Source organism: Pseudoalteromonas sp. DL-6 (assembly GCF_004328665.1).
Taxonomy (GTDB): Bacteria; Pseudomonadota; Gammaproteobacteria; order Enterobacterales; family Alteromonadaceae; genus Pseudoalteromonas.
The window spans coordinates 3,128,060-3,151,752 of the sequence record NZ_CP019770.1 but is presented as its reverse complement, the minus strand read 5'-3'; the positions used below and the strand labels follow the sequence as shown (position 1 = coordinate 3,151,752).

Below are 23,693 nucleotides of genomic sequence, written 5' to 3'. Positions count from 1 at the left end.
TCAAAGCTGATTAAAAACTTTTTTAACTGGTTTCTAATTTACCCACTTGTGATAACTGGTTAAATAAAATGCCTGCTTGGGTGCGGTTATACACATTGAGTTTACGCAAAATGGCTGATACATGTTGTTTTATGGTGGTTTCTTGAATCGACATTTCAAATGCAATTTGTTTATTCAAAAGCCCGTCGGCTATCATCGCGAGTACACGGTATTGCTGTGGTGTGAGTTTTTCAAGGTTGCGGGCAAAGCTACTTTGCTCGTCGTTAACGATTACATCAGTTAAATCAACATCTGGTGGCAACCAAGAGTCGCCATTAAGTACATGTTCAATGGCTTCACTGATCACATCAAGGGATGATGACTTTGGAATATACCCAGCAGCACCTAAGCTCATGGCTTGCTTTATAATCGTGGGGGTTTCATTAGCCGATACCATAATAATTAATATATCAGGGTATTGATTTCTTAGTTGCGAGAGCGCTTGTAAACCATTGGCGCCTGGGATGGTTAAATCTAAAAATATCAGCTCTATCTCAGGGTGCGATTTTAATAAGCTAAATAACCCGTCGATATCACTGGTTTCTTTTATATATTGTTCTGGTACAGAAGTCGCTGCCGCTTGACGTAGCGCACTTCTGAATAAAGGATGGTCATCAGCAATTATGGTATTCACAGCACAAGCCATTTCAAATAGTCTCCAATGCATTAAGTTATATGTGATTTTGTGATGTGAAACAAGGTTTGTCTGTGGGGATAAACAGACAAACCCTAGGGTCTGTTCACCTTTCAAGGTTGAATTTGCAGCAGTCTGTTTGATATTTAGGCAAGGTAGAGCCTATGTCATGTGGTTACTCCACATAAATAGGCGATAACGCAGCATCAATGCCAAACAGGCGCTGCCCGAAGGGTTCTTCCGAGGGGCGATTTACTCTTTGTTGCTCGGTTTTTACTTAGCCCACTAGGTTACAAACCTCGCGCCGCGATTAAAACAGCCCCTAGTTTGAACAAATTTCAATTCGCAAAGGTCAACAGGCCCTAGTGATATTAAATTTTAAAAACGATAGCCCACAGTGAGTGATATTGTGCGAGGGTCGCCGTAATAACCAATTAAGGTATTATCGCCACCAAGGCCTGGCGTATATTTGCTGATGTTAGTTGGATCTGAAGGATCAGGAGCTACGAACTGGTAACCGCCAATCATGTATTCTTCATCGGTTAGGTTTTTACCATAAATACCTGCGGTCCAATGGCCATCAGTGCTGTACCACGTTACGCCCATATTGAGAATACCGTAGGCATCTTGAGTCAGTAAGCTGTCTTCTTCGAACAGTGCGTAATCACCACGGTGATAGTAATTACCGTTCATAACGAAGTCGCCCATTTCTGTGTATAAACGATAAGTAGCGCCCAAGTTGAAAGTTAGATCTGGGGTGTTTGAAACACTAAAACGGTCTGATTTATCAAATATTTCACCGGTATCTGGATTGGTATCAATCACGTTTTCAAAACTACTGTCGATGTAACCAATTGACGCGTCAAAGGTTAGGGCATCGCTTGCAACATAGCTAAGTTCTAATTCAACGCCATCAGACTTAGATTCGCCAATATTGCCTAAACGCTGGTTTAAATCGGCAGCACTGTCACCGGGTAATACCGAAATATACTGGCGGTCTTTATGATCAAGTGTGAATACGGTTAAGTTTGCGCGTAAATTATCATTCCATTCGCTTTTCATACCTAACTCGAATGAGTCAACAATTTCAGGATTTGCAGCTTTTTCTGGACCACTTGCGCGCGGGTTAAATGTGCCCGATTTAAAGCCTTGTGAGTAACTAGCAAAAAACATAATGTCGTTATTGTATTGGTATTCCACACCCGCACGAGGCGTAAAACGTGACCAGTCTTCACTGTCATCAAGTACAGTAGGCACTAATTGTCCCTCAGGGCGAACATAGCCCGGAACCCAGCCTGATTCAGGGTAAACAATGTCAAAAATAAGACCATTATTTACAATCGCTTCTTTGCTGTCTTTGGTATAGCGCGCGCCAAGGGTCATTGACCATTTATCATCAAAGTCGTAGCTTCCTTGTATGTATGCTGCTTTACTAGTTGAGTTACTACAGCCACTCACTTCACGGGTAAGGCCTGGCGCCCCTAAGCTTTGACCAAGCACACCCAGTACAGCTTCAAACTGCCCACATGACTCACCATCATAATAATAAAGCCCTGATACCAGCTTATAGTTATCACCGCTATGATTTAATTGTAACTCGTGAGTGGTTTGTTCATCGTCATAAATGGCTGGAACATCAAAAATAGGCAAAGAGGTATTATCAAAGTCGATATTGGTTGGTGAATAGCTTTCTCTTGTTGCTGCAACGTATTTAATACTGGTGTTTGCACTCATATCCCAGCGAGCAGTTAAGCTCATACCTTCAAGCTCTACTTTGTTCCATGTAGGTAAACTAGTATAAGAGTCATACACGCTATCTGGCACAGGTGCATTCGTTAATATGCTTGGAAGTAAGCGATACCCGCCTTTGGCGTTAGAGTCATCATCGGTTTTATCCCACGCGAAGCGAAAGAATAAGTCATCGGTTGGGGTGTACTCTAGCGTAACCCGTGCAGCGGTAACATCTTTGTTGTAGTTTTCGCGGTCTTGATTATCAAGCGCTGACGTTAAAAATTCACCATAGCCATCTCTATTGAGTGTGGCAAAACCAAAACCCACATAGAGTTTTTCATCAATAAGCGGCAGTTGACCAGTGACTTTTAAATCTTTTTGACTGTAGCTGCCTACGGTGCCTTGAATATTTAGCGTTGCATCACCGCTCATTTCTTTGGTGACATATTTTACTGCACCACCAATGGTGTTTTTGCCATACAGCGTACCTTGCGGGCCGCGTAACACTTCAATTTGTTGTACATCTAATAAGTCGAGTACGGCACCTTGCGGGCGGGCGATATATACGTCATCAATGTAAATACCTACACCGGGTTCATAACCCCAAAGCGGGTCTTGTTGACCTACACCGCGAATAAACGCAGTGATGGTAGAGTTAGTACCTCGGCTTGATTGTAGCGTGGTGTTGGGCGAAAACTGCTGTACCTCGGTCATCACGCTAATGCCGTTTTCTGCTAATTCTTGTGCACCGATTGAAGTCACGGCAACCGGAACTTCTTGTAAGTTTTCAACGGTTTTACGAGCGGTTACCTCAATGCGTTCTAATTCACCTTTTTTTGCGACTACGGCTTGTTCAGCACTGATGCTGTTGGCGCTAAATAAGGCGAGCGAAACGGCTAATGTGACCGGTGTAATACTTTGTTTGAGCTTTATCATGGTGTGTTCCTGTTGTTATTAGTTAATTATGTTTTTGCTCATGTCACCTGTATTCACTGTAGAAGATAGTGTTAAAAAATGAATTAGTACCATAGTGCTATATATTTTTAACACCTTGACTTATATTGGTTTTAAGCCAAATTTAAAGCGTGTAGTACCTTAGTGTTATGTCTTTATTTAATATTAACCGTAACACTTAAAGGTACTTACTGCGATGTCACCTCATCTGGGTAATAACAATAATTATAGGAATGTCTATGCTGAGCATGATAGGGCTGTTAGGCGGTTTAATACTGCTGATAATTTTAACTTTGCGTGGGGTCAATTTATTTATTGCCGCGCCAATCTGTGCGCTGTTGGTCGCGTTAACTAGCGGGATGGCTATATTCCCAGTGACTGCTGACAGTAACTTTATTAACGCGTATATGGATGGCTTTGCTGGGTTTTTAAGTGCATGGTTTTTTATGTTTTTACTGGGCTCGTTGTTCGGTAAATTTATGGAAGATACAGGCGCAGCAGACAGCGTAGCCAGTTACATTGTTGGCAAACTAGGCATGAAACATGCGGTACTGGCTGTGGTGATTGCTTGTGCCGTGCTGACTTATGGCGGAGTCAGTGTATTTATTGTGGCGTTTTCGGTTTACCCGATGGCGCTCAGTTTATTTAAAGACGCCGATTTGCCGCGGCGCTTTATACCCGCAACATTAGCGTTTGGCTCAGTGACATTCACTATGACCTCTGCGGGTTCGCCTGAAATTCAAAATTGGATCCCGGTAAAGCATTTAGGTACCTCACCTTATGCTGCATGGGAGGTAAGCTTAGTGGTGGCCATTTTTATGGCGACAGTCGGCTACTTTTGGCTAAATAAAATGATTAAAAAGGCGGTTGCCAAAGGTGAACGCTTTGATGCCAGAGACGATGATCCGGTTATTTTAGAGCGTGAACGCCCCCACCCAATCACCGGCGTAATTCCTTTGCTGGTGGTGCTGCTCTTATCATTTATGTTGCATGATGTTTTACAGCAAACCGCGCTAATTGTGGCGTTGCTTGGCGGTGTTTTAAGTATTGTGGTCATTAATTATAAGTATTTTCATAACATGGCAAATGCTATCAATATGGGTACGACCGGTGCCTTAGTGGCAATAGGTAACACTGCTGCTGTAGTCGGGTTTGGCGCAGTAGCTAAAGTATCACCGGCGTTTATTGCTGCTGTTGACGCTATGACTCATATGCCAGGTAATGAGCTGGTGGGGGCTGCTGTTGCCGTGAGCGTCATTGCTGGATTAACGGGGTCTGCATCCGGCGGGCAAGCGATTGCATTACCTCTTGTGGCTCCTGGATATTTGGACATGGGGGTTAATCCAGAGCAATTACATCGAGTGGTTGCTATTAGTTCTGGTGCATTAGATAGCCTGCCACATAATGGCTATGTAGTTACAACCATACGTGCCATTTGTAAAGAAACACATCAACGCGCTTATTGGCCATTAGCTGCACTGACCGTGATTATTCCATTGGTTGGGGTCGCACTTGCACTAAGCTTATTTATCACTTTTTAAGGAATCGCAATGAAAACAATATTAATAATAGGATTGCTGGTTTTATTTAGTAGTACAGTATTTGGTGCTGATAAAGCAGAGCCGTTACTAGTAGAAAAGCAACATTTCACCACAGAAAACTTTACCACCGTCTCGGGTACAACGTTGCAGCAGGTTGATATTGGTTGGGAAAGCTATGGTGAGCTTAATAAGGCCAAAGATAATGTAATTCTGATCACTCATTACTTTTCAGGAACCTCTCATGCAGCAGGTAAATATGCAGCTGATGACGCGGTAGCAGGCTATTGGGATGCATTAATTGGCCCAGGAAAAGCCATAGATACTAACAAGTATTTTGTGATCAGTTCAGACACCTTAGTAAACGCAAATTGGCATGATCCAAACGTAATTACTACGGGTCCAGCATCAATTAACCCAGCAACAGGTAAGCCATACGGTTTGGATTTTCCAGTAGTCACGATTACCGATTTTGTTAACGTACAAAAGCGCCTAATAGAGAGCTTAGGTATTACTAAATTACATGCCGTGATGGGCGCATCTATGGGGTCTTTTCAGGCGCTAGAGTGGGCGACGCGCTATCCAGAGCAGGTTGAACGCCTCATTCATGTTATTGGTGCCGCGACTATGGATGCATGGACTGTGGCTGCGTTAGAAAAATGGGCACTACCCATTCGTTTAGATAAAAATTGGCAGCAAGGTAATTACTACGGCAAGGAGCGCCCATTAGATGGACTCGCTGCTACCATGCTTAATATTACCCAAGATGCTATGCACCCTATTATTTACAACGCCAGTTTTGCTGATTTTAATGTGCATGATGATGGTGCACTTAAAGATATTCGCACTTTGCCTAAGCTTAGCCAAATACTTGCACAGCGTGCTATGGCGCGTGCTAAAACTCAAGATGCAAACCATGTGCTGTATTTGGTACGGGCATCGCAACTATTTACTGCCGGTATGGAGCAAGACCTAAGCACAGCATTAAAAAAAGTGACAGCGAAGACATTGTTACTTCCCGCAACTAACGACCTGCTGTTACGCCCTGAAAATATGCGTACTGTATATGAGTCAATGAAGACGCTAGGAAAAGACGTTCAGTTTTCTGAAATTGAAGGCGGTTGGGGACATTTGGATGGCATTTTTTCAATCTTGCCTAAAGCACAGTTGATCAGTGAGTTTTTAGAGGAATAGCAATATGAGTCAAAACGTATTAATCACCGGTGCGGCAAGTGGAATAGGATTTTATATTGCCGAGCAGTTAGCGCGAGCAGGGCATACTATTATTGTTACAGACCTTAATGAGCAACAGGCTCAACAAGCAGCGCAAAAAATAGTTAATCAGGGCGGTAACGCTCATGGTTACGCACTTAATGTGGCTGATAGCCAAGCGATTGAAGACTTTTTTAGCACCTTTACGCAACCTGTTGATGTATTAATTAATAATGCAGGGATACAACATGTAGCTAAATTAGAAGACTTTCCTGCAGATAAGTGGCTGCTTTTACAGCAAGTGATGTTGGTAGGCCCCGCAATGATGAGTAAAGCGGTATTGCCGCGTATGCGTGAGCAAAACTTTGGTCGAATCATTAATATTGGTTCTATTCACGCTATGGTGGCTTCTAAATATAAGTCTGCTTATATTGCAGCAAAGCATGGCTTAATTGGCTTCACAAAAACCATGGCGCTTGAAACAGGGGATGCCAATATCACTATAAATACCGTTTGCCCCGCTTATGTGAGAACGCCTTTGGTTGAACAGCAAATTGCGTCGCAGGCAAAAGAGCATGGCATTTCAGAGCAGCAAGTAATCGACACGATTATGTTAGCACCCATGCCAAAAAAGGCGTTTATAGGGCTTGATGAAATACACCATACCGTGACATTTTTAATGGCAGATGCCGCACGAAATATTACCGCTCAAGCGATCGCCATTGATGGCGGCTGGACAGCACAATAGGGGTTATTATGGCAGGTTTTGATAAAGTAGTAACAAGCTACAGTGAAGCAATGGCAGGGCTTGAAGACGGGATGACTATTATTGCTGGTGGTTTTGGTTTATGTGGTATTCCTGAGGGATTAATTGCACAGATTAAGCGCCAAGGCACCCGAGACTTAACCTTAGTGTCGAACAACTGTGGTGTTGATGGCTTTGGATTAGGGTTGTTACTTGAAGACAAGCAAATTAGTAAAATGATTGCCTCGTATGTGGGCGAAAATGGGTTATTTGAGCAGCAGTTACTGAATGGTGAGTTAGATGTTGAATTGACGCCACAAGGAACATTAGCTGAAAAAATGCGTGCTGGTGGTGCGGGCATTCCTGCCTTTTATACGGCAACAGGTGTAGGTACGCCGGTTGCCGAAGGCAAAGAAACACGTAATATTAACGGCCGTGATTATTTACTTGAGCCGAGTATTACCGGTGATTTTGCTATTGTGAAAGCGTGGAAAGCGGATCGTTATGGAAATTGTATTTATCGTCATACAGCGATGAACTTTAATCCAATGGCCGCAACCGCAGGTAAAATAACCGTGCTCGAAGTTGAAGAAATTGTTGAGCCAGGTGAGCTTGAACCAAGCCAAATTCATACGCCCGGTATTTATATTGACCGTGTTATTAAAGGTGAATTTGAAAAGCGGATTGAAAAAATCACAACGCAACCGGCAAAGCTTTAAGGAGCACATAGTTATGGCATTAACACGTGAACAAATCGCTAAACGTGTCGCGATGGAACTCGAAGATGGGTATTACGTTAATTTAGGGATTGGTATTCCAACGCTGGTGGCAAACTATGTGCCTAAAGGCATTGAAGTTATGCTGCAATCGGAAAATGGCTTATTGGGCATGGGCCCATATCCACACGCTGACTCAGTGGATGCGGATATGATCAACGCGGGGAAAGAAACGGTAACTGCAGCTACGGGTGCCGCTATTTTTAATTCTGCAGAAAGCTTTGCCATGATCCGCGGTGGGCATGTTGATTTAACTGTTTTAGGTGCTTTTGAAGTGGATCAAAATGGCAACATCGCTAGTTGGATGATCCCCAATAAGCTGGTTAAAGGTATGGGCGGAGCGATGGATTTAGTGGCTGGTGCAAAAAATATTATTTGCACTATGACCCATGCAAACAAGCATGGTGAGTCAAAATTATTAAGTGAATGCAGCCTGCCACTAACCGGTGTTGCCTGTATCAATAAAGTAATTACGGATCTGGCTTTGTTAGAAATTAAAGACGGTGCTTTTCATTTGTTAGAATGCGCACCAGGGGTGAGTGTTGATGAAATCAAAGCCAAAACTGCGGGTAATTTAGTAATTAGCGATAAGGTCAAAACCATGAGTTTTGAGTAATATTACTAACGATTTACATGGAGCAAAATAATTGTGTTTGCTTCATGTCATCATCCGATTGTGCTTTTAATACCTAACAATAAGGCTTATAAAGACTTAAGCAGTTTAAAACAGGTCTCATTCATACCTCAAAATATCTTTAAAGCAAGTTTTTTATAAATTGATTGCATTTTAAGCGACTTCTATGGTGATGTTCGCTTTAAGTGATGTTATACTCCCGCCGAATAATTTATCGACTTTATTAAGAGTAAAATTAATGGCAGATTTATCGAAGTACAGAAACATTGGTATTTTCGCGCACGTTGATGCGGGTAAAACCACAACTACTGAGCGTATCCTAAAGCTTACAGGTACTATCCACAAAACAGGTGAGGTTCATGATGGTGAATCGACTACCGATTTCATGGATCAAGAAGCTGAGCGCGGTATTACTATCCAGTCTGCGGCAGTAAGCTGTTTCTGGAAAGATCACCGTTTTAACGTTATCGATACTCCTGGACACGTTGACTTCACCGTTGAAGTTTACCGTTCACTTAAAGTATTAGATGGCGGTGTTGGTGTATTCTGTGGTTCTGGTGGTGTTGAGCCACAATCAGAAACTAACTGGCGCTATGCGAACGAATCAGGCGTTGCACGTATTATTTTCGTAAATAAATTAGACCGTATGGGTGCTGATTTTTTCCGTGTAACAGCGCAAGTACAAAAGGTACTTGGTGCTACTCCACTTATCATGACTTTACCAATTGGTATTGAAGATGAGTTCTGTGGTGTTGTTGATGTTTTAACTAAAAAAGCATACATCTGGGATGAAACAGGTCTTCCAGAAAACTACACTATTGAAGATGTTCCTGCAGACATGGTAGAGAAAACTGATGAATACCATGAAATGCTTATCGAAACTGCTGTAGAGCAAGACGATGACCTAATGGAAGCTTACATGGAAGGTGAAATCCCTTCTTTAGAAGATATCAAGCGTTGTATCCGTAAAGGTACTCGTGACCTTGCGTTCTTCCCTACATTCTGTGGTTCTGCATTCAAAAACAAAGGTATGCAACTTGTACTTGACGCAGTTGTAGATTACTTACCGGCACCTACAGAAGTTGATCCTCAACCTCTTATGGATGAAGAAGGTAACGAGAACGGCGAGCATGCAATCGTATCTGCTGACGAACCTTTCAAAGCGTTAGCATTTAAGATCATGGATGACCGTTTCGGTGCATTAACATTCGTACGTATCTACTCTGGTGTGCTTAACAAGGGTGACACTATCCTTAATGCATTTACTGGTAAAACTGAGCGTGTTGGCCGTATGGTTGAGATGCAAGCAGATGAGCGTAAAGAGCTTACTTCAGCGCAAGCGGGCGATATCATCGCTATCGTTGGTATGAAGAACGTGCAAACTGGTCACACTCTTTGTGATCCTAAGCACCCAGTAACACTTGAGCCAATGGTATTCCCAACTCCAGTAATCTCGATTGCTGTACAGCCTAAAGATAAAGGCGGTAATGAGAAAATGGGTGTTGCTATCGGTAAAATGGTTGCAGAAGATCCATCTTTCCAAGTTGAAACTGATGAAGATTCAGGTGAAACTATCCTTAAAGGGATGGGTGAGCTTCACTTAGATATCAAAGTAGATATCCTTAAGCGTACTTACGGTGTAGACCTTATCGTTGGTCAACCACAGGTTGCTTACCGTGAAACTATCACTCGTGAAATCGAAGATAGCTACACGCATAAGAAACAATCTGGTGGTTCTGGTCAATTCGGTAAAATCGATTACCGCATCAAGCCAGGCGAAGTTGCTTCAGGCTTCACGTTTAAATCATCAGTTGTTGGTGGTAACGTACCTAAAGAATTCTGGCCTGCAGTTGAGAAAGGCTTTAAGTCAATGATGAACGAAGGTGTTCTAGCTGGCTTCCCAGTACTTGACGTTGAAGTTGAACTTTTCGACGGTGGCTTCCACGCCGTGGATTCATCAGCAATCGCATTCGAAATCGCAGCTAAAGGCGCTTTCCGTCAGTCTATCCCTAAAGCGGGTGCACAACTTCTTGAGCCAATCATGAAAGTTGACGTGTTCACGCCAGAAGATCACGTAGGTGACGTAATCGGCGACCTTAACCGTCGTCGTGGTATGTTAAGCGACCAAGAAGCTGGTTTAACTGGCGTTCGCATTAAAGCAGACGTACCGTTATCAGAAATGTTCGGTTACATCGGTTCACTACGTACAATGACATCAGGTCGTGGTCAGTTCTCTATGGAGTTCTCACACTACGCACCATGTCCACAAAACGTAGCTGACACTGTAATCGCTGCAGAAAAAGAGAAAAAAGCTGCTAAGTAATTAGCACTTTAATTCTTTAAAAAAACCCGCACGTGTTGCGGGTTTTTTATTGTCTGAAGTTTGAAAGCAGGTGAATACTATTAATACCAACCCGCAATAAGACTTAATCATTTTGAGGGGTTAAATCAGACGCTAGCTGCGTTAAAAACTTCTCATTTAAAACAAGTATTTTCATTGTTTATATTAAAAAAGCCGCCAGTGCGGCTTTTTTATGTTGATAGCAATGAATATTAATCTACGTACTTGATTGCTTTATAAGTGAGTTTTACATTACCAAAGGGTAAAAAGCCATTAACGCGGACTTTCCATTTACCTTCTTTTGGATTGGTAAATGTACAATTTTCTGCGTTTCCTCTGCTTATAGATGCACAGTCATTCTTAAACAAAGTAGGGCTTCTTTTATGACTAACAAATAAATTTGCATCGCCCCAGCCACCGTCTAGGCTAATGGTGAGTTCGTCATAACCTTCAGGGATATCAATGCGGTAGTTTTTCCACCAAAACCAGCCACGAATATTATCAATTTCACCGGTGAGCACTTCAGGCTCTGGTGGCGCGATAATGGTCGAGCGAATATCGACAATAACAGGGTCATGATCTGACGCTCTGTAAGGACCTTGAGCATATAAGGTTGATTGTTGTGCGTCAGATTTAAACTCAACATTATAATCAAGCGAGATAGGTTCATCAGCATTAATGTGCCAATCGGTTGCACTAACTACTTTATTTAATAAGCTTGGACTGACTAGAGCGTGATCTAAACTGCCCGCTCGGCCAGAAAAGCTATAAGAGTAACCTAAAGTGTTGCCATCTAGCTCAGCGACCACATTTTTTAGGCCTTTATCAGCAAATGCACGGATAGGATCTTCCATTGCATACGCGTTCATGTCGCCAACAAGAATGATATCTTCATCATCAACTCCTGTTGGTTTGCTATTTAGCCAATCAGCAAATGCATTTGCGCCAGCAGTTCGAATTTCATTCCAACATGCTTGGCCGTCATTTTTATCAGCGTTGCCACCAGTTGCACTTCTACAGCCACCTTTAGACTTTAGGTGAGCTACGGCAACAGTAAAGACTTCTTCTGTATCTAAAGATTTAAAGCTTTGTGCAATTGGTGCACGGTTGCTGTAATCGAAAGGCGCGTCGGTAGTGATTGCTGCATTCCCCACTTGCTGCACTTTATCAGCGCGGTAAATAAGCGCAGTAGTGATAGCGTCGGTGCCTACTTGATCAACACCAAAATCTACGAATGCATATTGATTTTGACTATCGGCGTCATTAAGTGCATTTACCAAGCTTGCAACAGCACTAAATTCGCCAAAACCGTCATTTTCAATTTCCATTAAGCCAATGACATCCGCTTGCATAGCACTGATGGCACTGACCAGTTTTGCCTGTTGACGAATTAACTCAGCTTCTGAATCAGCACCACGGCTAGTTGGAAAACCGCCACCTTGACCATCACCATTAAAGTAATTAAGTACGTTAAAGCTTGCTACACGTAAATCAGCGTCAGGGTTTAACTCTGGTGCATCAGTGCGTGGATTGGTTGCTACAAACTGGGGTGTTACCGTTGGGTGAATGCGATAAGTACTAAAGCTGTAAGCTAGCGCACCTGTTACAGAATTTACTGTATCGCCAGTACGCAGGGTATTCTCTGCTGATAACCCTGGAACAGGATAAGCGATAGGATCGCGATTTTGGCGAGTTGAACCATCATCGAGGAGTATTTTTTTAGTTAGATTTTGCGCTTCAACTGCATTCGCAGCTGCGCCAGGAAGTGCAACTTGAGTACCTTGATATAAACGTTCAGTGGCAAGCTCTAGTTCTCCATAGCGACCTAAACCATAATTGTTAGTAACAATAAGTGGCTGCTCTAAGGTAACCAGCATACCTTCAAACGCCTCTAATTCACTGGGCTCGGTAACGGGTAAAGTGATTTTAGTCGGGTAAGCCGAAAGACCAGTATCACAAATAGCAACTTGACTTACATTGCCAATTTGGGTGGCATCAAAGTATTCTTCAACAGTACCTTGCACGCGAACATGGTCGCCAACATTAACATCAGTATTGGTAAAATAAACAAATACCCCTTCAGAAGTAAGTGGGTTTGCATCCTCATCATAACGAAGTGAGCTAACAAAAAAGCCTTTGAGCTGGTCATCTGCTTGGAAATCAGCCGTCACAACGCCTTCAAATTCAACCACAGTGTTAACCAATGGGCTGCTTGCGCCTTCGCCTTGAATGCTGCTAATTAATGTTTTATCAGCGCCACATAATAAAGGATCTTCAGGTTCTGGCTCTGGTTCAGGATCTGGATTAGGTGAAGAATTTCCTGCAAATATGCCTAAATCACTAAAGTCATCTTGCTCAAATTGCAGCCATTGTTCGCTTGGATTAAAACTGCCATCTGCGTCACTACGTCCGTTTAACTCAGTTTCTTTGCGGCGCAATGTTTTATTTTGTGTTTGTACACCACCTTCAGACCAAAATGAACCTGGATCTACGCCGCGTTGGCCAAAGCTGTCAATAATTACTGAGCCTTGAGTCAATACTAGTGCATCATCGCCATTAAAGTTTGTTACTGCGCTGAGTTGGTCAGCTTTTTCTTTTAGCTCTGCTGAAGCATTACCATTAACAATAACGTAGGTGCTGTTTGCAGCAAGTTCGCCAGTTAAATCGAAGGTATTATTTGCCTCTGTATTGCCATTTGAATAGAGACTGAGGGTATAGCCATCTAATGATAAAGGAGTTGTCGAATTATTAAATAGTTCTACTGCTTTATTATAGCTACTGCCTTCTACGTACTCAGATATAACGAGGTTAGCGGTAGCGGGTGCACTGAGGCTTGCTAATACAAGCGCCAATGGCGTTATTTTTGTTTTTAACATTATTATTTTTCCCGTGTATTTGTTTCCCAAATGGGACGCTTAGTGTAAGGAAAAATGATTACAAATAGAATACAGAATGTTAATAATATAAATATAAAAAAGGGCAATAAAGCCCTTTTATATCAATATACTTTTATCACTTATTTAGATAGCGAGCAGCTTGCTTAGCAAAGTAAGTCAGAATGCCGTCTGCACCAGCACGCTTAAATGCTAATAAAGATTCCATTATGGTTGCTTCTTCGCTCAGCCAGCCATTATCAATAGCGGCTTTATGCATCGCGTATTCGCCACTTACTTGATAAGCAAATGTTGGTACACCAAACTCATCTTTAACGCGACGTACAATATCTAAATATGGCATACCTGGCTTAACCATGACCATATCGGCGCCTTCTTGAAGGTCAAGTGCGACTTCACGAATTGCTTCATCAGAGTTGGCAGGATCCATTTGATACGTTTTTTTGTCAGCGCCTTTTAAGTTACCCGCAGACCCTACGGCATCTCTAAATGGACCATAGTAGCTTGACGCATATTTTGCTGAATAGGCCATAATGCGAGTATGAATAAAACCATCGGCTTCAAGAGCTTCACGAATTGCACCAATACGCCCATCCATCATGTCTGATGGGGCAACAACATCAGCACCTGCATGTGCATGTGATAGCGCCTGCTTAACTAAAATTTCGGTAGTGACGTCGTTAATCACATAACCTGCATCATCAATAATGCCGTCTTGACCATGCACTGTGAATGGGTCAAGTGCAACATCGGTGATCACGCCAAGCTCTGGGAAGGTTTCTTTTAATGCGCGTACAGTTCTTTGTGCCAAGCCGTCATCGTTATAGGCTTCTTCAGCGAGTAGAGATTTTTTATCTGCTGGGGTAACAGGAAAAATAGCGAGCGCAGGCACACCTAAATCAACTAACTCTTTGGCTTCTTCAAGCAGCAGATCAATCGATAAACGTTCGATACCAGGCATAGATTCAATGCTTTCACGACGATTTTTACCTTCAAGAACAAAAACAGGATAAATAAGATCATTAACACTCAGCTGATTTTCAGCCATAAGGCGACGAGAGAAATCATTACGGCGCATTCTACGCATGCGAGTATATGGGAAAAGGTCTAGTCCAGATTGGGCCATAAGTATACGCTCCTACTGTGGGGTTGAAAAATTAACCACTTGATTGCGGCCATGTTGTTTTGCTAAATAAAGTGCCTTATCGGCATAATCAGTAAATAGTTCAGGGTTATGGGTATCATCGGCAATTTGAGTATAAACACCGGCACTAATAGTAAACTCAATAATAGTGCCTGCTACATTCACAGTCTTATTTTCTATTGCCAGGCGTGTTTGCTCTGCAATGTTCATTGCACCTTGGTTATCAGTATTAGGTAGCAAAATGACAAACTCTTCACCACCATAACGCGCTACTTCATCAAGTGGGCGCTTAAGCTGTTGTTTAATGGTATCAGACACCGCTCTGATGACTTGATCGCCGGTTAAGTGACCATATTTATCGTTAATTGATTTAAATTTGTCGATATCTAGCATAATAATACTTAATGGCGTTTGCTCACGGCGTGAACGACGAATTTCCATAATTAGTTTTTTATCGAAAAAGCGTCTATTTTTAATGCCAGTTAGGGCATCTTCCATATTAAGTTGTTCAAGCTCATGGTTTTTATCTTCAAGTTCTCTCAGTGTGACCTGTAACTCAAAGGTGCGTTCATCTACTTGGCTTTCAAGTTCTTGGCGGGTACGCTCTTGTAATTCAATGCGCTCATTTAACAACGCGTCTTGTGCGGCGCTTTGTGCAATTAATGCTTGCTGTGCTGTTACTTGCTCATCGCGTTGTAATATAAATAATTTTATGACGGTATAGCTTAGGCAAAATGAACACCCTAAAGAAGCTAAAAAGGTAAGCATTAAACTCGCTCTAGTGACGGTATAAAAGCCTGTTAACGCAACGGAAAAATGGATGACCACAATTAAAAAGAACCCAAGTGCCATGAGTAGAGATTTATTGGGACTCGTGGGATTTTTATGCAGATAAAATAATGTTGTGGCAACATGATAACTTAAAATGACAGGGATGCTTAAAATAGCAAATAAAGCTACGCTGGGAGTGGGGAGTAACCAAATAAGTATAATAATTAAGGCGTATAGTGCGGTGATTATTGTTTGCCCTTTTACTAAGTTAGACTCAATAGCTGTGCAAACATGGCGTTGTAAAGGAAGAAACGATACCGTGATCAGCATCAGCAAAATAGGCAGCACTAACTGTTGGAGGTTTGCTATGCTGGAGGGCGCATAACGAAATCCAAACCCGCCTAAGTAAGCTAAAAATAAGCTGAGCATCAGCGTAATCACACCGGCATAAGCAAAGTAATGCTTTCGGGAAAATGCGAATAAGACCAGACTACTCACTGCTAAAGAAAAAACAAAGCCAATTAATAATCCATAAAGTAAATTCACCATACTTTTATAGGCCAATAGTGAGTCTTGCTGCCACAGTGTTAAGGGGACGCGCAGCCCGATACCTGCATCATTATTAACGTTAAGGTACACCGTAGTTTCACTGTTAGCGGGAAGAGTTAGTTTGACTAGCAAAGACTCGCTCGCTATCACTCTTTGTGAAAGTGCAAGCGTATCACCAATATGAGTTGATGTGAGTAGCTTATCCTCCATAAAATGAGCAAAGTAAACATCGTTTAAAAGAGGGTTGTCTAGTGATAGTAAGGGCATTAGCGGCTGCGCTAACTGATTTTTAATCTTAAATTGAATCCATACAGGGCGAGACTCAAGACCTAAATTAAGTGGCTTATCATTAAGTAGCAGCCATTCTTGTAAATTGCTTTGTCGTGCATCTTCTAATGAGGTAGGAGTAAACGAATAATGAATAGACTCTATTTTTTTTGAATTAAATTCGCTATTTATCTCGATTGCACTTGCAGGGAAACAGGATGCATAAAACACCAAAATGAATACCAGCAAAGCGCAAAAGGTTCGCATTACTTTTTCTCTAATCCAAATAAGTGATTAAAGTTTTCACTCGTATATTTTGCCACGTCAGATGCAGGGATGCCATAAAGCTGAGCAAGGGTATCACAAACATAATGAAGTAATGCTGGCTCATTACGTCTTGATTTTGGTTTAGGTTTAACAGTGCGGGGGATTAAAAAGGGTGCATCGGTTTCAATTAATAAGCGCTCAATTGGGATGCTGGGGATCAGCTGTTGTAATTCTTTGCCACGTCGCTCATCGCACACCCAGCCAGTAATACCAATATAAAGACCTAGTTTTAAGTAACCTGCAAGCGCTTGCGCATCACCGGTAAAACAGTGCAGTACACCGCGTACAGTAAACTCATTTAAAATAGAGAGCATGTCGTCACTGGCATCGCGTTCGTGTAAGTAAACCGGCAGGTTTAGCTTTTCGGCTAATGCGAGCTGACGACGAAACACAGCACGCTGCACATCTCTTGGAGAAAAGTCGCGATTGTAATCTAGGCCGCATTCACCAATGGCAATAACCGGCGCACTTTGTGCGAGCTTAGTGAGTTGTTGCTCAAGTTCAGAGGTTGCTGTTTTTGCATCATGGGGGTGGATACCTGCGCTAGCATATTGGCCATAGCGTGCAGCAAGTGCTAATGATTCTTCACTTGAACTTATATCGCAGCCAATAATTAGCATATGTTTAACGCCAGCCTCTTTTGCTCTAGCGAGCACCTCTTGATGCTGACCATCAAATTGATGATTAGTTAAATTTACGCCAGCATCAATCATCATGTATTGCATTACTGAGTGCGCTTTACACGAATTGAGCGGTTTTGATCTGCTTTTTTAAGTAAAAAAGAATTAAATACACCGCGACTAATAATAACGGTATCGCCTTTGTCTAATCTTAAGCTATCTGAGCCAATTTGACGCCACTGCTGATTGTTCTCTAAAGTAATAATTAGCTCACCATAGGGCGCTTTTTCAACATTAGCTATTGTTGATGAAATTGCTTCTTCGCTATTTTCCGCAATGTTTTTATGCTCTAAACCAAACTCTTTTGCTTTGGTGGCCACAGGGGCTGTTACAGCGGGAGTTTCAGCTTTTACATTTGTTTGCGCCGATTTGCTTAGCTGGCTTTGAGCTGGTTGTGTTAATGACTTTCCTGCAATGGTATTGTCATAACATAGTAAACGATTAAAGTCGTTTTCAATAAAACTACAGGCTTGTAATGCTTGCTCGTTAATAGGAGTAGCAGCTAAAGCCGGTACGCTGGCTAAAGCGAGTAAAGAAAGTAAATGCTTGTTCATATTATTCCTCAGATTCTTGTTGTGGTTTTGCGGTATAAAATTTAGCTAAAATTAAACCAAGCTCAAATAACAGCAGCATGGGCAATGCTAAGAGAGTTTGTGATAGCACATCCGGTGGCGTTAAAAACATTGCCACTACAAATACGCCAACCACTATATAAGGGCGCTTTTCTTTTAAACTTTGTGTGGTTGTGGCGCGGCTCCAGCAGAGCAACATAATTGCCACAGGGATTTCAAATGCGATACCAAATGCAAAAAATAGCTTAAGTACAAAGCCTAAGTAACTACTTATATCCGGTGCAAGGGTCATCATTTGCGGCCCTACACTGGTGAAAAACCCTAAGATAATGGGTAGCACCACAAAGTAACAAAAAGCTATGCCACTATAAAATAAGATGATGCTAGAAGCTAATATTGGCATCAGCATTTTCTTTTCGTGCTGATATAAACCGGGGGCTATAAATCCCCAAATTTGATGTAAAATCCAAGGAATAGCAGCAAATAAAGCAACAAACAAAGTTAGTTTAAAGGGAGCGAAAAATGGTGCGGTGACATCCGTTGCTATCATAGTAGCGGTGCTGGGTAAATGAGCGACTAAAGGAGCAGCTACAAACGTATAAATATCGTTTGCAAAGTAAACCAAGCCAATAAAAATCACTAAAATACTCAATAGCGATTTAATTAATCGGTCACGTAATTCAATTAAGTGAGCAACGAACCCTGACTTTACTTCTTCAGTCATTGTTCTTTATACCCTGTATTAAATGTATGAAAAGAGAGTGCTATATTCACTTTGAGTCATCTGTTTGTTGGTTATTAGTGGCATGGCTTTGACTTTTTTTATAGCTGTGAGTAACTGATTGCGCTGCTTGTTGCAGCTCAGAAACAGAGTTTTGTAGGTCAGGGCTTAAATCTTTTAAGCCTTGTTGCTCTGCTTTTTTAAGGTTCTCATGTAATTCGTGAACACGCAGTTCTTCACTCACCTCAGCTTTTACTGAGTTGGCCATTGCTTTGGCAGTTTTAACCCAACGGCTTACTGTTCTTATAGCAACAGGTAAGCGCTCTGGTCCAAGTACTACCAAGCCGACAATAAATACCACAACAAGCTCCCACATTCCCATGTTGGCTAAACCTTGTCGTTGTCTTTGGTTTTGTCAGTTGTGTTTACATCGGCAGGTTTTGACTCTGCTGAATTTTTAATTTGTTCAGCTTTATTCTCGCTGGTTTGTTTTTCAGCGCTTTGTTCATCAGACATGGCTTTTTTAAAGCCTTTAACTGCGCCGCCTAAATCACCACCCATACCGCGTAGTTTTTTTGTACCAAATAAAAGTACGATGATTGCAAGTACAATTAATAATTGCCAAATACTAATACCACCAAACCCCATGGTTCTCTCCTGCTTTTAAGCCATAAAATAGTAAGATTAAGTGCTGATTATACGCCCAAAGCGGTAAATAGCACTTAGTTTATGCGCGGCGCCAAGCCGCTATAAAACCAATAACAGCACAGCTTAAGACAGCGCCGGCAGCGATTAAGTTGTGTTGTAAATAAAATAAAGTAGACACAATCATCGCAGCACTGCTAAACAGTCCTAAAACCAAAGGCTTATGTGAAACCTTAGTAGCAGGGGCATAAGCGTGTGGTGCTCGCTTTAAATTTTGATAAATTAAATCGGGTAGCTCAGGCATTTTTTCTGCCCAAAACGGTAAGTTTGCATACATTTGCTTTAGCACAGACAGCGGGCCTACTTGTTGTTTAACCCAGTCTTCTAAAAATGGTTTTGCTGTTTTCCATAAATCTAGTTGAGGGTATAACTGGCGGCCAAGGCCTTCAACATACAGCAAGGTTTTTTGTAATAAGACGAGTTGCGGTTGAACCTGCATATTAAAACGACGTGCGGTATTAAATAAGTTAACTAGCACATGGCCAAATGATATTTCAGCCAGTGGCTTATTAAAAATAGGTTCGCACACGGTGCGTATAGCAAACTCAAATTCTTCAATGCTGGTATCGGGTGGCACCCAGCCTGAATCTACGTGAAGCTGTGCTACTTGGCGGTAGTCGCGGTTAAAAAAGGCAATAAAGTTTTCTGCTAGGTAGCGTTTATCTTCTTTGTTAAGTGTGCCGACTATACCGCAATCAATACCTATGTATTTAGGGTTGTGCGGGTGTTCGCGGGAGACAAAAATATTACCTGGATGCATGTCAGCATGAAAAAAACTGTCGCGAAATACTTGAGTAAAAAACACTTCTACTCCGCGCTCTGCTAATAACTTCATATTAGTGTTTTGTGCCATCAGTGCCTCAGTATCTGACACTGGGATACCGTAAATACGCTCCATAACCAGTACATTACTGCGGCTATAGTCGCTGTATACAGCAGGGATATAAAGTGATTCTGAGCCTTCAAAGTTACGCTTTAATTGAATGCCATTAGCACCCTCACGCATTAAGTCGAGTTCATCGAGCAATGTTTTTTTATACTCTTTAACCACTTCTACAGGGCGTAAGCGTCTTGCTTCGTTAATTAACTTACCAATCACCTTAGCTAATTTTTCCATTAAGGCTAAGTCGGCATTTATTTGCTGTTCAATATTAGGACGAATAACTTTAATAACGACATCTTGCGAATCGCCCTGCGCGTCAATAAGGGTAGCCGTATGCACTTGAGCAATTGATGCCGATGCCAGAGGTGTTTGTGAGAATTCGCTAAATAACTCGCTAATATTATCTATTTCTAATGCTTTTTCGATGATTTCCTGTGCCAGCTCACCTTCAAACGGCTCTACCTGATCTTGTAAAAAGGCTAATTCCAAGGCGATGTCATGAGGCAGTAAGTCGCGTCGAGTTGAGAGCATTTGGCCAAACTTTATCCACACAGGGCCAAGTTGTTGCAGTGCTAAGCGAAGTCTTAAGCCAGGGGGTTTATCTTTGTGTTGATTGCGTAACCAAAACAAGCTGCCACGAGCGATTTTAGCAAACCAAGGTACTTTATGTTTAGGTACAAGCTCATCAAGTCCGTAGCTAAGCAGAGTTCTAGTTATGTAATACAGTCGGGCAGTTGACACAAAAGATCCTTAGTGCGTTAAAGGGCTTTAATTAGGGCATTAATACGTTGCTCAATGGCGGCAACTTGGCCTTTTAGTGCTCTATTTTGTTGTTTAAATTGCTCAAGCTCTAATGGATGAATGGTGATTGCCAGTTCGTCTTGGCACACACTAATAAAAGTGCTGTCGAGCTGTGATTTTGCTTTTTTACCTTGCTGCTTAAATGATTTCAAGTACAAATAAAGCTGTTGTGCAGGCGCGTCGCCAATATGCTTTGCTAGTTGCTCTGGCCAATCAATATCTACACTTGAAAAAGCTGAACTATAGCTTTGAGCTATGTTTAAATCACCTTGTAAATCAAGCTTGTTTTGGCGAATAAGCTGAGTAAGCATGGCTGGATTTTTAAGTGTAAGCAAGGTATTAATATTGGCACTGATCATACAGTCAGCGCTTGTAACATCTATTGCTGTGTAAAGATGTAGCTGCTGATTGGCATAGGTAATGGCTATTTTTTGCTGCCAATCTCTAACTTCAACTAATAAACGCTGATGTTCTACCGATTTTAGCTTATCGACTAAGCTCGGGTCGAGTTTAAGTGCTTGATTTAATACTTGCTCAATCAGCGAAAGTACAAAGCTTGGTAGCATAAAAAAACTGCCTGCCGCTGATTGTTCTTTATTGTGTTCTTCAAGCGCCATAAATTACTAACCTTAGTATTTAAATCCACGATGAAGGGCAACAATACCACCGGTTAGGTTTTGATAAGTCGCTTGCTCAAATCCTGCTTCGACCATCATTCTTTTAAGTGTTTCTTGATCTGGGTGCATACGAATTGACTCAGCTAAGTATTGGTACGATTCACTGTCGTTAGCTACCAGTTTGCCCATAGTAGGTAAAATGTTGAAAGAGTAAAAATCATACGCCTTGCTAAGAAGCTCTTGCTCCGGTTTTGAAAACTCAAGAATCAGTAAACGACCACCTGGCTTTAAAATACGGTACATAGAGCGCAGCGCTTTGTTTTGGTCGGTTACATTACGCAGACCAAAGGCAATCGTAATTAAATCAAAACTATTATCAGGGAATGGCAACGCTTCAGCATTCATTTGCACGTAATCAATGTTACCGACAAGGCCTAAGTTATGCAGTTTTTCACGGCCTACCTTTAGCATTGAAGAGTTTATATCACCTAGAACAACCTGACCGGTATCGCCAACAAGTTGGCTAAACTTTGCGGTTAAATCGCCAGTACCACCGGCTAAGTCTAATACATGATGACCTTTACGAATTCCTGAACTAGCAATTGTTTGGCGTTTCCATAAACGATGAATACCAAAAGACATGAGATCATTCATAACATCGTACTTTGTCGCAACAGAATGAAATACATCAGCAACCATAGAAGCTTTTTCGGTTTCGGCAACAGTTTTATAGCCAAAATGCGTGGTCTTTTCAGGGTTCTCGTTCATGATTAATCTCTATCGTGGTAATAAAGACTAGTGTACTTGATTGTGCACCAAGGGTGCAATTTGAATATGATTTATCAGCTAATTTATTGTGTAAACAGTGTGCTGAGCTATTGAGATGTGCGTGATTTAAACGCCGCGTTTGAGGCACTTTTAACCAACTGATTAAAGTCGCCTTGTTGTTGCTCTGTAATCCCTAGAGAGAGAGAAATTGGAGGGAGTTTTAAATCGCTTTTTGAACTGATAAAACGTAGCTTTTCAACCCCAGCTATTACCTTTTGTGCAATCAGCTTAGCTGTTTCTGGCTCAATGTTAGCAAGTAGAACGATAAATTGGTCTTTTGCAGAGCGCCCAGCTAAGCCACTTTGCGAAACATACTTCTGCACTTGCTTAGCTACTTTATTTAAAATCACTTCGCCAATTGCATCGCCAAAATTATCAATAAAATGCTCTAAATTATCAATTTGAATGGCAATTGCTGAGATTGATTTGTCTTGTTTTAACCATAACTGTGTTTGTTTAGTTAAATAATGGCGTTTGTATAAGCCTGTTTGTGGGTCAATCACATGTTGTTTGCGCAAGGTATTGAGTTGTTTTTTAGTTGCTTCGTGTAGCTTTTTTGCCTGACTTAGTTCTTGTTTAAATTGGGCTTGTTGCGAGAGCAGTAACTGAGTTTGCTCATTAAGCCTTTCTAAGGCGATGCGGCTGTTAGCAATATTATTTTCATCTAAAGAATGCAAGCAGTCATTAACATGACCTGCAAAATCGTTAAGTTTTTTTTCGGTTTGCTGTGCATTTCGAGACAGTGAATTGATCACACCATTGACGTTTTCAATCATTGCTACTTCGGTTTTATGACCTTGATTTAAATATTCAAAATAGAGTTGCTCAATAAATAGCTCATCAATATTTTGATGGGCATCAATAGCATCATCAATAGCATTATTAAGCGCAAAATGGATTTTACTAATGTATGTATACACAACTTGAAAATTTAAGGGGGTAGGAGGCAAAACATGATGTTCTAAAAACATACATACTTTTGTCATTTTTTCTTGTGCTATAGCCATGGAGTCATGGAACATCATTTGCAAATACCAACCAAATACGCATAAATGCTGATTTATAAAACTCGTCCAATGAGGCAATTTGCTTCCAAGCACAGATACAATAATCATTATATCCGTTATTTAAAAGTAAAATGAGTCGTAGTTGGCTAAAATGACGCTATAATTTCAATAACCGTTGCTTTTTTGAGCAATTACTCTAATTGTTAAGTATTAACTTAAGTTAATAAAATGACTGCTGGCGTATATTTTTCGCAGTTGGTCGTATATCTATTTGCTATTTATTCAGCCTAATATAGGTTTACCACATCTGTAACGTCATTAAG

Annotated in this window: 20 protein-coding genes; 6 read left to right on the top strand and 14 right to left on the bottom strand. The window is 41.5% G+C overall.

All coding sequences use genetic code 11. The features are described from left to right. Window positions 1-22: 22 nt before the first annotated feature. Together B1F84_RS14770 and B1F84_RS14765 are read right to left on the bottom strand one after the other, a co-directional pair. A complete protein-coding gene (locus tag B1F84_RS14770; protein WP_008108576.1) occupies window positions 23-685 on the bottom strand; it encodes a response regulator transcription factor in 663 nt (220 codons plus the stop codon). A 366-nt stretch (window positions 686-1,051) separates the two neighbouring features. Then, window positions 1,052-3,340, bottom strand: coding sequence for a TonB-dependent receptor (locus tag B1F84_RS14765; RefSeq protein WP_008108574.1), 2,289 nt, complete (start codon window positions 3,338-3,340; stop codon window positions 1,052-1,054). Between the two features lie 257 nt (window positions 3,341-3,597). Between B1F84_RS14765 and B1F84_RS14760 the strand changes: the two genes are divergently transcribed. From B1F84_RS14760 to fusA, 6 genes are all read left to right on the top strand, one after another. Beyond that, window positions 3,598-4,899: an SLC13 family permease gene (locus tag B1F84_RS14760; RefSeq protein ID WP_008465010.1), complete on the top strand. Its 1,302-nt coding sequence runs from the start codon at window positions 3,598-3,600 to the stop codon at window positions 4,897-4,899. Window positions 4,900-4,908: 9 nt separating this feature from the next. Continuing rightward, window positions 4,909-6,090, top strand: coding sequence for a homoserine O-acetyltransferase (locus B1F84_RS14755; RefSeq protein WP_131691845.1), 1,182 nt, complete (start codon window positions 4,909-4,911; stop codon window positions 6,088-6,090). Window positions 6,091-6,094: 4 nt separating this feature from the next. After that, on the top strand, window positions 6,095-6,856 hold the full coding sequence (locus B1F84_RS14750) for a 3-hydroxybutyrate dehydrogenase (RefSeq protein ID WP_131691844.1): 762 nt from the start codon (window positions 6,095-6,097) through the stop codon (window positions 6,854-6,856). 8 nt (window positions 6,857-6,864) lie between these two features. Continuing rightward, a complete protein-coding gene (locus B1F84_RS14745; RefSeq protein ID WP_008108565.1) occupies window positions 6,865-7,572 on the top strand; it encodes a CoA transferase subunit A in 708 nt (235 codons plus the stop codon). Between the two features lie 13 nt (window positions 7,573-7,585). Continuing rightward, window positions 7,586-8,245, top strand: a complete 660-nt coding sequence (locus B1F84_RS14740) for a 3-oxoacid CoA-transferase subunit B (RefSeq protein WP_008108563.1) — start codon at window positions 7,586-7,588, stop codon at window positions 8,243-8,245. Between the two features lie 256 nt (window positions 8,246-8,501). Next, window positions 8,502-10,586 (top strand): elongation factor G, encoded by a 2,085-nt coding sequence (gene fusA / locus B1F84_RS14735; RefSeq protein ID WP_076919855.1) that lies wholly within the window; start codon window positions 8,502-8,504, stop codon window positions 10,584-10,586. A gap of 230 nt (window positions 10,587-10,816) precedes the next feature. Here fusA and B1F84_RS14730 read toward each other — a convergent pair whose 3' ends face one another. The 12 genes from B1F84_RS14730 to B1F84_RS14675 form a co-directional block, all read right to left on the bottom strand. Next, window positions 10,817-13,480 carry an ExeM/NucH family extracellular endonuclease gene (locus B1F84_RS14730; RefSeq protein WP_131691843.1) on the bottom strand — a complete coding sequence of 888 codons (2,664 nt, stop codon included), beginning with the start codon at window positions 13,478-13,480 and terminating at the stop codon, window positions 10,817-10,819. A gap of 136 nt (window positions 13,481-13,616) precedes the next feature. Continuing rightward, window positions 13,617-14,624, bottom strand: a complete 1,008-nt coding sequence (gene hemB / locus B1F84_RS14725) for a porphobilinogen synthase (protein ID WP_008108557.1) — start codon at window positions 14,622-14,624, stop codon at window positions 13,617-13,619. A 12-nt stretch (window positions 14,625-14,636) separates the two neighbouring features. Continuing rightward, window positions 14,637-16,496: a diguanylate cyclase gene (locus B1F84_RS14720; protein ID WP_131691842.1), complete on the bottom strand. Its 1,860-nt coding sequence runs from the start codon at window positions 16,494-16,496 to the stop codon at window positions 14,637-14,639. Then, window positions 16,496-17,281, bottom strand: a complete 786-nt coding sequence (locus B1F84_RS14715) for a TatD family hydrolase (protein WP_131691841.1) — start codon at window positions 17,279-17,281, stop codon at window positions 16,496-16,498. Before B1F84_RS14715 ends, B1F84_RS14720 begins: the two co-directional genes overlap by 1 nt. Next, window positions 17,281-17,790, bottom strand: a complete 510-nt coding sequence (locus B1F84_RS14710; RefSeq protein ID WP_131691840.1) for a hypothetical protein — start codon at window positions 17,788-17,790, stop codon at window positions 17,281-17,283. Before B1F84_RS14710 ends, B1F84_RS14715 begins: the two co-directional genes overlap by 1 nt. Window position 17,791: 1 nt before the next feature. Next, complete coding sequence (gene tatC, locus B1F84_RS14705; RefSeq protein ID WP_131691839.1) at window positions 17,792-18,532, bottom strand: twin-arginine translocase subunit TatC; 741 nt, start codon at window positions 18,530-18,532, stop codon at window positions 17,792-17,794. 46 nt (window positions 18,533-18,578) lie between these two features. After that, window positions 18,579-18,911, bottom strand: coding sequence for a Sec-independent protein translocase protein TatB (tatB, locus tag B1F84_RS14700; RefSeq protein ID WP_131691838.1), 333 nt, complete (start codon window positions 18,909-18,911; stop codon window positions 18,579-18,581). 5 nt (window positions 18,912-18,916) lie between these two features. After that, window positions 18,917-19,177 carry a Sec-independent protein translocase subunit TatA gene (tatA, locus tag B1F84_RS14695; protein ID WP_131691837.1) on the bottom strand — a complete coding sequence of 87 codons (261 nt, stop codon included), beginning with the start codon at window positions 19,175-19,177 and terminating at the stop codon, window positions 18,917-18,919. Window positions 19,178-19,256: 79 nt separating this feature from the next. After that, window positions 19,257-20,858, bottom strand: a complete 1,602-nt coding sequence (ubiB, locus tag B1F84_RS14690; RefSeq protein ID WP_131691836.1) for a ubiquinone biosynthesis regulatory protein kinase UbiB — start codon at window positions 20,856-20,858, stop codon at window positions 19,257-19,259. Between the two features lie 17 nt (window positions 20,859-20,875). Next, window positions 20,876-21,535, bottom strand: coding sequence for an SCP2 sterol-binding domain-containing protein (locus B1F84_RS14685; protein WP_131691835.1), 660 nt, complete (start codon window positions 21,533-21,535; stop codon window positions 20,876-20,878). A 12-nt stretch (window positions 21,536-21,547) separates the two neighbouring features. Further along, window positions 21,548-22,303 carry a bifunctional demethylmenaquinone methyltransferase/2-methoxy-6-polyprenyl-1,4-benzoquinol methylase UbiE gene (ubiE, locus tag B1F84_RS14680; RefSeq protein ID WP_131691834.1) on the bottom strand — a complete coding sequence of 252 codons (756 nt, stop codon included), beginning with the start codon at window positions 22,301-22,303 and terminating at the stop codon, window positions 21,548-21,550. 107 nt (window positions 22,304-22,410) lie between these two features. Continuing rightward, on the bottom strand, window positions 22,411-23,370 hold the full coding sequence (locus tag B1F84_RS14675) for a diguanylate cyclase (protein WP_131691940.1): 960 nt from the start codon (window positions 23,368-23,370) through the stop codon (window positions 22,411-22,413). Window positions 23,371-23,693: the final 323 nt, after the last annotated feature.